12 protein-coding genes are annotated in these 12,543 nt (G+C 71.8%); 9 read left to right on the top strand and 3 right to left on the bottom strand.

The window, feature by feature from the left end; translation table 11 throughout:
• Window positions 1–29: 29 nt before the first annotated feature.
• Window positions 30–752 carry a metal-dependent transcriptional regulator gene (locus tag ASE87_RS14275; protein ID WP_043593155.1) on the bottom strand — a complete coding sequence of 241 codons (723 nt, stop codon included), beginning with the start codon at window positions 750–752 and terminating at the stop codon, window positions 30–32.
• Window positions 753–813: 61 nt separating this feature from the next.
• A complete protein-coding gene (locus tag ASE87_RS14270) occupies window positions 814–2,292 on the bottom strand; it encodes a xylulokinase (protein WP_056229767.1) in 1,479 nt (492 codons plus the stop codon).
• Window positions 2,293–2,458: 166 nt separating this feature from the next.
• Here ASE87_RS14270 and ASE87_RS14265 point away from each other — a divergent pair, with 166 nt between their 5' ends.
• The 4 genes from ASE87_RS14265 to ASE87_RS14250 all read left to right on the top strand — a co-directional run bounded on the left by ASE87_RS14265 (window position 2,459) and on the right by ASE87_RS14250 (window position 5,772).
• On the top strand, window positions 2,459–3,745 hold the full coding sequence (locus tag ASE87_RS14265) for an adenylosuccinate synthase (protein WP_043593159.1): 1,287 nt from the start codon (window positions 2,459–2,461) through the stop codon (window positions 3,743–3,745).
• Window positions 3,746–3,809: 64 nt separating this feature from the next.
• A complete protein-coding gene (locus tag ASE87_RS14260; protein ID WP_043593160.1) occupies window positions 3,810–4,235 on the top strand; it encodes an organic hydroperoxide resistance protein in 426 nt (141 codons plus the stop codon).
• A gap of 119 nt (window positions 4,236–4,354) precedes the next feature.
• Window positions 4,355–4,714: a chorismate mutase gene (locus tag ASE87_RS14255; protein WP_082452693.1), complete on the top strand. Its 360-nt coding sequence runs from the start codon at window positions 4,355–4,357 to the stop codon at window positions 4,712–4,714.
• A complete protein-coding gene (locus ASE87_RS14250) occupies window positions 4,711–5,772 on the top strand; it encodes a beta-propeller fold lactonase family protein (RefSeq protein WP_056229765.1) in 1,062 nt (353 codons plus the stop codon). Before ASE87_RS14255 ends, ASE87_RS14250 begins: the two co-directional genes overlap by 4 nt.
• Before the next feature lie 21 nt (window positions 5,773–5,793).
• Here ASE87_RS14250 and ASE87_RS14245 read toward each other — a convergent pair whose 3' ends face one another.
• Entirely contained in the window at window positions 5,794–6,360 is a 567-nt protein-coding gene (locus tag ASE87_RS14245; RefSeq protein ID WP_043593162.1) for a TetR/AcrR family transcriptional regulator, read from the bottom strand.
• Between the two features lie 142 nt (window positions 6,361–6,502).
• On the opposite strand from ASE87_RS14245, the gene ASE87_RS14240 reads away from it, so the two are divergent.
• From ASE87_RS14240 to ASE87_RS14220, 5 genes are all read left to right on the top strand, one after another.
• Window positions 6,503–8,047, top strand: coding sequence for an MFS transporter (locus ASE87_RS14240; protein ID WP_056229761.1), 1,545 nt, complete (start codon window positions 6,503–6,505; stop codon window positions 8,045–8,047).
• A 116-nt stretch (window positions 8,048–8,163) separates the two neighbouring features.
• Window positions 8,164–9,249: a 3-isopropylmalate dehydrogenase gene (locus tag ASE87_RS14235; protein WP_056229759.1), complete on the top strand. Its 1,086-nt coding sequence runs from the start codon at window positions 8,164–8,166 to the stop codon at window positions 9,247–9,249.
• 8 nt (window positions 9,250–9,257) lie between these two features.
• On the top strand, window positions 9,258–10,391 hold the full coding sequence (locus tag ASE87_RS14230; protein WP_054146213.1) for a branched-chain amino acid aminotransferase: 1,134 nt from the start codon (window positions 9,258–9,260) through the stop codon (window positions 10,389–10,391).
• Window positions 10,388–11,158: a fumarylacetoacetate hydrolase family protein gene (locus ASE87_RS14225; RefSeq protein WP_043593169.1), complete on the top strand. Its 771-nt coding sequence runs from the start codon at window positions 10,388–10,390 to the stop codon at window positions 11,156–11,158. The genes ASE87_RS14230 and ASE87_RS14225 overlap by 4 nt, the downstream gene beginning before the upstream one ends.
• Window positions 11,159–11,167: 9 nt before the next feature.
• Window positions 11,168–12,184, top strand: a complete 1,017-nt coding sequence (locus ASE87_RS14220; protein ID WP_056229757.1) for a YeiH family protein — start codon at window positions 11,168–11,170, stop codon at window positions 12,182–12,184.
• Window positions 12,185–12,543 lie beyond the last annotated feature (359 nt).

The following is a 12,543-nucleotide window of genomic DNA, read 5'->3' as shown; positions in this document are numbered from 1 at the left end:
GCGTGCCGGAGGGGCTGCTCGCCGCCGCGTCAGGCGTGCGTGTGCGGTTCGGAGTTCGCCCACACCGACGCCGCGGCGACGCCGGCCAGCTCGACGCTGCCGACCGCGCGGTCGTGCGCGTCGGTCAGCACGACCTGCAGCGAGCCGGCGTAGTCGCGACGCTCGCCGACGCGGACGTGCGCGCCGACCCGCAGGTCGAGCGAGCTGAGGTAGCGCAGCAGCTCGGGTTCGTCGTCCGAGACGCGGACGACGAAGCCGCACTCGCCCTCGACGAAGTCGCCCAGCGGGTGGGCGGGAGGCCGCACGACCGTGCCGTCGGCCGAGGGGATCGGGTCGCCGTGCGGGTCGGCCGTGGGGTGTCCGAGCTCGAGGTCGAAGCGGTCGAGCAACCGGTCGCTGACCGCGTGCTCGAGCACCTCGGCCTCGTCGTGCACCTCGTCCCAGCCGTAGCCCAGTCGTTCGACGAGGTACGTCTCGATGAGGCGGTGGCGACGCACCATCGACACGGCGATCGCCCGGCCCTGGTCGCTCAGGGCGATGCGCCGGTAGGGCTCGTAGTCGAGGTAGCCGTCGCGGTCGAGCTTGCGCAGGTTGCCCGAGACGGTCGAGGCGCTCACGCCGAGCGTGGCGGCGATCTCGTTGGTCGAGATGCCGGAGTCGCTGCCGGCCTCGGCCCACTCCTCGGCCTTCCAGATGACCTTGAGGTAGTCCTCGGCCATGGTCGTGCGCGTGCTGGCCGGGTCGCTGGGCATGGTCCGATCCTAGGTGGCGTCACCCGCGCCTCCTTCGTCGCCCGGGCCCCGTGCCCCGGCGTCAGGGCCTCGGCAGCGACCCCAGACCCTGCGCGGCCCGGTAGCGCTCGCCGACGGCGGGTCGCAGGTCGGCCTCGAAGGAGGCGCTGGTCGCCGGAGCCCAGGACGGTCGCGTCCCCGACAGGGCCCAGCCCGCCTGCCGTGCCGCACCGTCGGCGACGTACTCGCCCGGCTCGGGCACGACCACGGGCAGGTCGAACACCTGCCGCGCGACTTCTTGCACGGCCGGGTTGAGGGCCGCCCCGCCGATGAGCAGGACCCGCGTCGCCTCGACGCCCTGACGGCGGACCGCGGCGGCACCGTCGGACAGTGCCGACAACATGCCCTCGACGGCGGCGCGGGCCAGGTTCTCGCGGGTCGAGCTCGCCAGGGTCAGTCCCGAGAGCGTCGCGGTGGCGTCGGGCAGGTCGGGGGTGCGTTCGCCCTCGAAGTAGGGCACGAGCGTGACGCCACCGGCGCCCGGCTCGGCCGCGAGGGCCAGGCGGGCCAGTTCGTCGTGGTCGACGCCGAGCAGCCCGCCGATCGACGACAGCACCCGGGCCGCGTTCAACGTGGCGATCAGGGGCAGGTAGCCGCCCGCGGCGTCGGCGAAGCCGGCCACCGTGCCGCTGGGGTCGGTCACGGGCCGGTCGGTGACGGCGAAGGCCGTGCCGCTGGTGCCGATGCTGATGACGAGGTCGCCGACCGTGGCGTCGAGGCCGAGGGCCGCGCCGGCGTTGTCGCCCGCACCGGCCCCGACCACGATGCCGGCGGGCACGGGGCCGTCCGCGACCGTCGTCCCGGCCGCCCGGTCGGCCTGCAGCACCCGCGGCAACACGATGCGGTCGTCGTCGCCCGCGGGGGAGCCGGTGGCCTCGCGTGCCCCGCGGCCGAAGGCGTGCTCGAACAGGTCGAGGTCGTACGCCTCGTGGGTGGGGCTCCAGTACGAGGTGCCGCTGGCGTCCGACCGGTCGGTGACCAGGGCGTCGAGGTCGGGCCCGAGCGGGCTCTCGTCGGCAGGGCCGAAACCGAGGAGGCGCCAGGTCAGCCAGTCGTGCGGCAGGGCCACCGCGGCGACTCGCGCCGCGTTCTCTGGCTCGGCGTCGCGCAGCCAGCGCAGCTTGGTCGCGGTGAACGACGCGACGGGGACGGAGCCCGTGCGTCGGGCCCACTCGTCGGCCCCGAGCTCGTCGATCAGGTCGCGGGCCGCCGGGGCGCTGCGGGTGTCGTTCCAGAGCAGGGCGTCGCGCACGACGCGTCCCTCGGCGTCGAGGGCGACGAGGCCGTGCTGCTGACCGGCGACCGAGAGCGCGGCGACGTCGTCGAGTCCGCCGGCGTCCGCGATCGCCGCGAGCAGTGCCTCCCACCAGGCGGCCGGGGGTACCTCGGTGCCCTCGGGGTGCCCTGCCGACCCCTGCCGGACGAGTTCGCCCGTCGAGAGATCACGGACGACGACTTTGCAACTCTGGGTCGATGAGTCGACCCCGGCGACGAGACTCATGGGCACATTTTGTCGTACGTGACCACAAATGGCCACCGGGGGTGTTCCGTGGGTCTCGCGCCGCGCCGCCTCGACGGGTCCCCGACCGTCCGGGCGGCCCGGACGAGCCTGTCGGTAGACTCAAGTGCACCTCACCCGGTGCGTTCCCCGACATGAGGAGAAACCCATGCCAGCAGTGGTGATCATCGGAGCCCAGTGGGGCGACGAGGGCAAGGGCAAGGCCACCGACCTGTTGTCGAGCCGCATCGACTACGTCGTCAAGTTCAACGGCGGCAACAACGCCGGCCACACCGTGGTGATCGGCGACCAGAAGTACGCGTTGCACCTGCTGCCCTCCGGCATCCTCTCGCCGGGCGTCACGCCCGTCATCGGCAACGGCGTCGTCGTCGACATCGAGGTCCTCTTCGACGAACTCGACGCGCTGATCGCGCGCGGCATCGACGTCTCCCGGTTGCGGGTCAGCGCCAACGCGCACGTCATCACGCACTACCACCGCACCCTCGACAAGGTGACCGAGCGCTTCCTCGGCAAGCGCCAGATCGGCACCACCGGTCGGGGCATCGGCCCGACCTACGCCGACAAGATCAACCGCGTCGGCATCCGCGTGCAGGACATCTTCGACGAGGGCATCCTGCGGCAGAAGGTCGAGGCGGCCCTCGACCAGAAGAACCACCTGCTGGTCAAGATCTACAACCGTCGCGCGATCGAGGTCGACGAGGTCGTCGAGTCGCTGCTGTCGTACGCCGAGCGACTCAAGCCGATGGTCGCCGACACGGCGCTCGAGATCCACCAGGCGCTCGAGGCCGACAAGACCGTCCTCTTCGAGGCGGGCCAGGCGACCATGCTCGACGTCGACCACGGCACCTACCCGTTCGTCACCTCGTCGTCCGCCACCGCAGGAGGCGCCTCGACCGGTTCGGGCATCGGGCCGGGCCGGATCGAGCGCGTCATCGGCATCGTCAAGGCGTACACGACCCGGGTCGGCGCCGGGCCGTTCCCGACCGAGCTCTTCGACGCCTCGGGCGAGTTCCTCCGGGCCAACGGCTTCGAGTTCGGCACGACCACCGGCCGTCCTCGCCGCTGCGGCTGGTACGACGCCCCGATCGCGCGCTACACGGCGCGGATCAACGGCGTGACCGACTTCGTGCTCACCAAGCTCGACGTGCTCACGGGCCTCGAGACGATCCCGGTCTGCGTCGCCTACGACGTCGACGGCGTCCGCCACGACGAGGTGCCCGTCTCGCAGAGCGACTTCCACCACGCCACGCCCATCTACGAAGAGTTCCCCGGCTGGACCGAAGACATCACCGGGGCCCGCGACTTCGACGACCTGCCGAAGGCCGCGCAGGACTACGTGCTCGCCGTCGAGGCGATGAGCGGCGCCCGCATCTCGGCGATCGGCGTGGGCCCGGGCCGGGACGCCATCGTGCAGCGTCACGACCTGCTGGGCTGAGCCGCGCTACCACACTCACCCGCCACCGAGCCAACTCCCAGAATCTAGGTATGGTCTTCTCCTCATGACACTCGACATCGCCTACACCGCCATCGCCCACGCCACCGGTGGGGGTCGTGACGGCCACGTCCGCAGCGAAGACGACCGACTCGACTTCGACACGCGGCCCCCCAAAGAACTCGGTGGCTCCGGCGAGGGCACCAACCCCGAGCAGCTGTTCGCCGCGGGCTTCGCCGCCTGCTTCCTCAGCGCCATGCACGGCGCGGGCAAGAAGCTCGGCGTCGACACCAAGGACGCCGAGGTCTCGGCGAGCGTCGGCATCGGCGGCAACGGCGAGGGCGGGTTCGGCCTCGCGGTCGAGCTCGACATCTACACCCCGAACGTCGACCCCGAGCGTCGTCAAGAGCTCGCCGACGCCGCCCACCACGTGTGCCCGTACTCGAACGCCACGCGCGGCAACGTCGAGGTCACGCTCACGCTGGTCGACTGAACCCACCCGGGCCGACCCGGCCTGAAGGAGGCGCGTCCTGCGAGAGCGGGACGCGCCTCCTTCGTGCGTGGGCGGTCCGTCGGTGGTCTCACCGACGGGCGCGCCGATAGGGTCGGGGCATGGCACTCGACAGTCCTCTCGGGGCGGACAGCCCCCTCAGCTCGGCCGACCAGGGCGCGATCGACGAACTCGCGGGCATCCGCCAGAGCATCGACAACATCGACGCCGCCCTCGTCCACATGCTCGCCGAGCGGTTCAAGTACACGCAGTCCGTCGGCCTGCTCAAGGCGGCGGCGGGCATGCCGGCGAGCGACCCCGAACGTGAGCGCGTGCAGATCCAGCGCCTGCGCCGCCTGGCTGAAGAGGCCCGCCTCGACCCGGCCTTCGCCGAGTCCTTCCTGAACTTCATCGTCGCCGAGGTGATCCACCACCACGAGCGCATCGCCGCGGGCGACGACCCGACGGCGGGCCGCGCGTGAGCGACCCCGACCCGTCCGCCCCGACGCGCCTCTACGTCGGCTCGTACACCGCGGTCAGCGGTGGCCACGGCGTCGGCATCACCGTCCTCGAGCGGTCGCGGGCCGACGGGCGCTGGCAGGCCGGGCAGGTCGTCGAGGCCGACGACCCGTCGTTCCTGGTCGTCACCGAGGGGGCGTTGCACGCCGTCGCCGAGACGAACGAGGGCCGTGTGCTGTCGTACACGATCGCGGCGGGCCGCCTGGTCGAGGCCGGCGTCGCCGCGTCCGGCGGTGCCTCGCCCTGCCACATCGCGCACGACCCGGCCTCGAACGCCCTGCTCGTCGCGAACTACGTCGGCGGCACCTTCGGGGTGTTGAGCTCCGAGGCCACCGATCCCGCGCGCGTCACCGCGACCGTCGCGCTCCCGTCGGGCTCCGGCCCGGTCGCCGATCGCCAGGGCGGGCCGCACGCCCACCAGGTCGTCGCGACGCCGTGGGGCACGCATCTGGTCAGCGACCTGGGCACCGACCGGCTGATCGAGGTCGCCGTCGACGTCGTCACGCTCGAGCCGTCGATCGTCGCCGTCCACCCGATGCCCGCCGGCTCGGGCCCGCGACACCTCGCCTGGCTCGGTGACGACCTGCTCGTCGTGGGCGAGCTCGACGCCCGGCTGTACGTCGTCCGCCGCCAGGGCGACGAACTCGTCATCCCGTACTCGGTGGCGGTCGTCGAGGGCGAGCCGAACGAGCGGGGCGACCTCCCGTCGCACCTGGCCGTGCACGGCTCGCGGGTCTACGTCGCCACGCGCGGACGCGACACGATCAGCGTGCTCGAGACCTCGGTCGACGCCGAGGGTGGCTCCGACGGTGGCGAGTCGTCGCGGCTCCGCCTGGTCGGGCAGGTGCCCTGTGGTGGCGACTGGCCTCGACACTTCGCCATCGCCGACGGCCTGCTCTACTGTGCCAACCAGGGCTCCGACACCGTCTCGGTGCTGCCGCTCGACGAGACGACCGGTCTGCCCGGCGCTCCCGTCGACCTGTTCACCCTCGGCAGCCCCGCCTGCATCGTCGCCGTCTGACCGGGCCGCAGGAGGCGCGGGTCAGCGTCGCGGCACGAGCCGCTGCAGCACGGCGATGACGTCGTCGATCGACGTGTCGTGGCGCGGGTCGCCGCCCGAGTCCACCGGTGAGAAGGGCCGCGGCGTGAAGTAGAGCCCGTCGGACACGAGCGACACCACCCGGGCGACCGCGGGGTCGCCGACGGCGTCGAGCACGACCTGGTGCCAGCGGGACTGCATGGCGGTGAGGGCCTCGAGCGCCCGGGGGTGGCGTCCGCTCGACGCGAGGTTCGAGACGGCGGTGATGCAGCGGTCGAGCGGGTCGTCGGCCGGGATGGCCGCGGGTGACGAGGTGCGGACGAAGTAGTCCACGACGCCCTCCGGTGCGCTGGTCATCGCCGCGACGTCGTCGTCGAGCAGCGCGGTGAGGCGGTCGACGAGGGCGTCGACCAGTGCCTCGCGCGTGGGGAAGTGGTAGAGCAGGCCGCCCTTCGAGACTCCGGCCGCAGCGGCCACGGCGTCGAAGGTCGCGGCGCGTTCGCCGTCGTCGACGACGAGCGTCTCGAACGTGTCGAGCATCGATTCCCGGGCTGACGGTCGAGGGCTCATTCTGTTACTGTACCGTCTGGACGGTGTAACTGTACCGTCCGGACGGTCGGCACGCGCGCCTCCTGCCCTCGGCGGGCCGCCGACGCGCGACGGTGGCGCACCGTCGACCGACCCGCCGCTCCACCGACCGCGAGAGAACGCCATGACCCGCCCCGCCACCGTCACCGCCACGACCCCGACCGGCGTCCCGCCGCGTGCCGGCCGACGACAGTGGGCCGCGCTGGTCGTGCTCATGCTGCCGGTGCTGCTCGTCTCGGTCGACAACACGGTGCTGAGCTTCGCGCTGCCCGAGATCTCGACCGCCCTGCAGCCGAGCGCCGCAGGTCAGCTCTGGATCGTCGACGTCTACTCGCTCGTCCTCGCCGGCCTGCTCGTGGCCATGGGGTCGATGGGCGACCGGTTCGGCCGCCGCAAGCTGCTGCTGATCGGTGCGAGCGGATTCGCCGTCGTCTCGGTGCTCGCAGCGTTCTCCACGAGCGCCGAGCAGCTCATCACGGCACGAGCCGTGCTGGGCTTCTTCGGCGCGATGATCATGCCGGCGACCCTCTCGCTGCTGCGCAGCACCTTCCTCGACCGAGAGCAGCGCCGGCTCGCGATCGCCGTCTGGGCCTCGGGCTTCGCCGCCGGGTCGGCCCTGGGCCCGATCGTCGGCGGCGTGCTCCTCGAGCACTTCGCCTGGGGTTCGGTGTTCCTCATCGCGGTGCCCGTGCTCGTCCCCCTGCTGATCGCCGGCCCGCTGCTGCTGACCGAGAGCCGCGATCCCGCGCCGGGGCCCGCCGACCCGTTCTCGGTGCTGCTGTCGCTCGCGGCCATGGCGCCGGTCGTGGCGGCGATCAAGCTGCTCGCGACCGACGGCTTCGTCTGGCCCGTCGCCGCCCTGGCCGTGGTGGGAGTGGGCTCGGGCTGGCTGTTCGTCAGGCGCCAGCTCGCCCGCCCGCGTCCGCTGCTCGACGTGCGGCTCTTCACGAACCCGGTGTTCGCCGGCTCGGTCATGGTCAACCTGCTCGCCGTGGTGGCGCTCGTGGCCTTCCTGTTCTTCACGACCCAGCACCTGCAGCTCGTCGTGGGGTTGCGGCCGTTGCAGGCCGCGCTGACGCTGGTGCCCGGCCTCGTCGTCATGATCCTCGCCGGTCTCGGCGTCGTGCGGGTCGTCCGGTGGCTGCGCCCGCGCACCATCGTCGCGATCGGCCTCGCCTCCGCCGCGCTGGCCTACGGGGCGGTCTTCGCCACCGGCGCCGGGGCCCCGGTGGTCGTGTTCGTCGTGGCCTTCGCTTTCGTGGGTCTGGGCGTGGGCGCTGCCGAGACGATCTCGAACGACCTGATCATCGCGGCGGTGCCCGCGAACCGGGCCGGGGCGGCCTCCGCCGTGTCCGAGACGGCCTACGAGGTCGGCGCCGTGCTCGGCACCGCGGTGCTCGGCAGCATGCTCACCGCCATCTACCGGGGTGCACTCGTCGTCCCCGCCGGCGTTCCCGCCGAGGCCGGCGAGGCCGCCCGCGAGACCCTGGGAGGCGCGGTGGCGGTCTCCGACGGGCTGCCCGAGTCGCTCGCCGGGCCCCTGCTGCGCGCCGCCACCGACGCCTTCGACCAGGGCCTCGTCGCCACGGCCGGGGTCGGGGCACTGGTGATGGTCGCCGCGGTGGTGGTCGCGCTCACGACCCTCCGCCGCGCCTCCTCGGCCGACTGAGGCCCGGGCCGTGCCGGGCCACCCCGGCACGGGTGGACCGACCCTGCCGCCCGGCCCGCGCGGCCCTCCTGCCCACGGGTAAAGTGTGGCGAGCCCCCCGAGACGCCAGGAGAACCATGCCCCGCACCGTCAGACTCGCCGCCATCCCCGGAGACGGCATCGGCCCCGAGGTCGTCGCCGAGGCGCTCAAGGTGCTCGAGGTCGCGGCGGGCGACGACGCGGCCTTCGACGTCACGACGTTCTCGCTCGGTGCGGCACGCTACCTCGAGACGGGCGACATCCTCACCGACGACGACCTGTCGGCCGTCGCCTCGCACGACGCGATCCTGCTCGGCGCGGTGGGCGGAGACCCCCGCGACCCGCGGCTGGCCGGGGGCATCATCGAGCGCGGCCTGCTGCTGAAGCTGCGCTTCGCCCTCGACCACTACGTCAACCTGCGCCCGACCAAGGTCTATCCCGGCGTCGCCTCGCCCCTCTCGGCGCCCGGCGAGGTCGACTTCGTCGTCGTGCGCGAGGGCACGGAGGGCCCCTACGTCGGCAACGGAGGCGTGCTGCGGCAGGGCACGCCGCACGAGATCGCGAACGAGGTCAGCGTCAACACGGCATACGGCGTCGAGCGCGTGGTGCGCTTCGCCTTCGAGAAGGCCCGCAGCCGTCGTGGTCGCCTGACCCTCGTGCACAAGACCAACGTGCTCGTGTTCTCGGGCAGCCTCTGGCAGCGCACCGTCGACGCCGTGGCCACCGAGTACCCCGACGTCGCCGTCGACTACCAGCACGTCGACGCGGCCACCATCCACCTCGTGGTCGACCCCTCCCGATTCGACGTCATCGTCACCGACAACCTCTTCGGCGACATCCTCACCGACCTCGCCGGCGCCATCAGCGGCGGCATCGGGCTCGCGGCCTCGGGCAACCTCAACCCCGACGGCGCCTTCCCGAGCATGTTCGAGCCCGTGCACGGCTCGGCTCCCGACATCGCCGGTCAGCAGAAGGCCGACCCGACGGCGGCGATCCTCTCGGTCGCGCTCCTGCTCGACCACCTCGGCCTGTCCGACGCGGCGGCCCGCGTCACCCTGGCCGTCGACGCCGACATCGCCGACCGCGCCTCGCGTGACGCGTCCGTCCCCGCCCGCCGCACGGCCGAGATCGGCACGGCGATCGCCGACCGCGTGCGCACCCTGTCCCCGTCTGCCTCCGCCTGAAGGGCATCATGACCACCACCGACAACGTCTCCGCCCCGACCGACGACTCGGCCGACTTCCCGCTGCAGTTCGAGCTGACGCCGTCCGAGACGGCTCGCGACGACGCCGAACGCGAGACGATCCTCAGCGACCCCGGCTTCGGCAAGCACTTCACCGACCACATGGTGACCATCGAGTGGACCCTCGCCGACGGGTGGCACGCGGCGTCCGTCCACCCGTACGGTCCGCTGCAGCTCGATCCGTCGGCGTCGGTGTTGCACTACGCGCAAGAGATCTTCGAGGGCATGAAGGCCTACCGGCACGCGGACGGCTCGGTCTGGTCGTTCCGGCCGGACGCCAACGGTCGCCGCCTGCAGCGCTCAGCCCGCCGACTCGCGCTGCCCGAGCTCAGCACGGACGACTTCGTCGAGTCCGTCCGCCAGCTCGTCCGGGCCGATCTCGGGTGGGTGCCGTCGGCCCCCGAGACGAGCCTCTACCTGCGACCGTTCATGATCGCCACCGAGGCGTTCCTGGGGGTCCGGGCCGCGCACGAGGTGTCGTACCACGTCATCGCGAGCCCGGCCGGCGCCTACTTCAGCGGCGGCGTCTCTCCCGTCTCGATCTGGCTGACCACGAACTACGCCCGCGCCGGCAAGGGCGGCACGGGTGCCGCCAAGACCGGCGGCAACTACGCGTCGTCGTTGCTTCCCCAGCAAGAGGCCTACGAGAACGGCTGCCAGCAGGTGCTCTTCCTCGACTCGTCCGAGAGCAACTACATCGAAGAACTCGGCGGCATGAACGTGGTGCTCGTCAAGAAGGACGGCACCCTCGTCACGCCCGACAGCGACTCGATCCTCGAGGGCATCACGCGCGACTCGATCCTCGAGCTGGCCGAGGCCCGGGGGCACCGCGTCGAACGCCGTCGCGTGACGATCGACGAGTGGCGGGACGGCGTCGAGTCCGGTGACATCGTCGAGGTCTTCGCCTGCGGCACGGCCGCGGTCGTCGTCCCCATCGCCGAGCTCAAGGGTGAGGGCATCCACATCGGGTCGCCTGCCGCGTCCGGCGGCGAACTGACCATGTCACTGCGTGAAGAGCTGACCGACATCCAGTACGGCCGGCGTCCCGACGTCCACGGCTGGATGACTAGGCTCGACGCGTGAAGATCGCCCGTTTTGCCACGCCCGGAGAAGACCCCCGCTACGGCATCGTCGACGAGCGCGAGCTCATCGTCCTCGCCGGTGACCCGATGTACAGCGGGTACGAGACGACGGGCGAGCGGGTGTCCCTGCGTCAGGCCAAACTGCTGGCGCCGGTCATCCCGCGCTCCAAGGTCGTGGGGGTCGGCCTGAACTACCAGGACCACGCCGACGAGCTCGGCCAGTCCGCGCCCGAGGCGCCCGTCCTGTTCCTCAAGCCCAACACGACGGTCATCGGCTTCGGCGACTCGATCCAGCTGCCGCCCGACGTCGGCCGGGTCGACTTCGAGGGTGAACTCGCCATCGTCATCGGCTCGATCGCCAAGCGCGTGAAGGCCGAGGACTACCAGGACGTGGTCTTCGGCTACACCGTGGCCAACGACGTCACGGCCCGCGACGTGCAGAACGCCGACGGCCAGTGGACCCGCGCCAAGGGCTACGACACGTTCCTGCCGCTCGGGCCCTACATCGAGAACGAGTTCGACTGGGCGGACGCCACCATCGAGACCCGGGTCGACGGCGAGGTCATGCAGCGTGAGTCGACGATGCAGATGATCCACAAGATCCCCGAGCTGATCGAGTACGTCACCGACGTGTTCACCCTTCTGCCCGGCGACGTCATCCTGACCGGCACGCCCGCCGGCATCGGTCCGTTCACGTCGGGCCAGACCGTCGAGGTCGCGATCTCGGGCCTCGGCTCGCTGATCAACCCCGCCAAGAACCGGGTCTAGGTCCGTCCTGTGAGCCCCGGCGCCGTCGACACGCCCTCGCCCGCGCGTCCGGTGCCGGGGCTCCTCGTCGCCGGGGCCGCGTACGGGGTGGCGTGGGGCCTGCATCTCGTGCTGCCGGCGGTGCCCGTCCTGACCTGGTGCGTCCTGCTGGGCATCGCCGTCGCCCAGGTCCGGCCCCTCCGTCCGGTGCTCGACGGCAGCTGGAAGCCCGGACTGACCCTCGCCTCCAAGAGACTGTTGCGCATCGGCGTCGTGTTGCTCGGCCTCCAGCTCAGCCTGATCGATGTCGCCGGTCTCGGGTGGGTGACGGTCGTCGTGGTGATCGCGATCCTCGCTATCACCTTCGGCGTCACCTACCTGCTCGGCCGATGGGCCCGACTCCCCGGCGACCAGCCCCTCTTGCTCGCGGCCGGCTTCTCGATCTGCGGGGCGTCGGCCATCGGGGCGATGAGTGCCGTCACCCGAGACCGGGGCAAGGACGCGGCGACCCCCGTGGCCCTCGTCACCTTGTTCGGCACGCTCGCGATCGCCGTCCTGCCCCTGGTCGGCGGGTGGGTCGGTCTCACCGACCTCGAGTTCGGAGCCTGGGTCGGAGCGAGCGTCCACGACGTCGGTCAGGTCGTCGCCACGGCGCAGACCGCCGGAGCGGCCGCGCTCGCGATCGCGGTCATCGTCAAGCTCACGCGGGTGCTGATGCTCGCGCCGATCGTGGCGATCACGTCGACCGTGGTCCGCCGACGGGGTGACGGCGCGGGCACCCGGCCGCCCATCGTGCCGTTGTTCGTCGTCGGCTTCGCCGTCGCGGTCGTCGTCCGGACGGTGGTGCCGGTCCCGGAGGCGCTGCTCGCCACCGCGGGGACGGTCCAGTCGGTCATGCTCGGGCTCGCGCTCGTCGGCCTCGGGTCGAGCATCCGCCTCGAGCGCCTCGTCCGCACCGGTGGCCGCGCCGTCCTCGTGGGCCTGGCCTCGTGGATCGTCATCGCCTCGGTGTCCCTGGGCGCCGTGCTCGTGCTGCCCCTGGGGTAGCAGCCCCGTCCCCGCTCGGGACGTCACCGCGACACGCCCGGGATGCGGCACGTTTGGCCATACCCGTCAGGGGCTGCGTAAAGTAATCACTCGTCACCCCAAAGGTGCGGCGGAGCGAAGCTTCCCCGGCCCTCAAGCGGGACCAACTTCCAAGTCCTCGAGTTGCTTCACAGCCTCGGACCAAGCGAGTTGCGAACACTGATCAAAGTGATGTAGAGTTACGGCTCGTTCCGCAAGGGACTTCGGCACGGACTCGACATCGTCGGTCAGTGCAAAAGGTTACAGAACAGCTTCGGGCGATGGTCTTCACGGGCCGGGTTTCGGGTGCGTTTGGTCCTTGAGAACTCAACAGCGTGCAC

Source organism: Frigoribacterium sp. Leaf44, from assembly GCF_001421865.1.
GTDB lineage: Bacteria > Actinomycetota > Actinomycetes > Actinomycetales > Microbacteriaceae > Frigoribacterium.
This window is presented reverse-complemented; position numbering and strand designations above follow the sequence as displayed.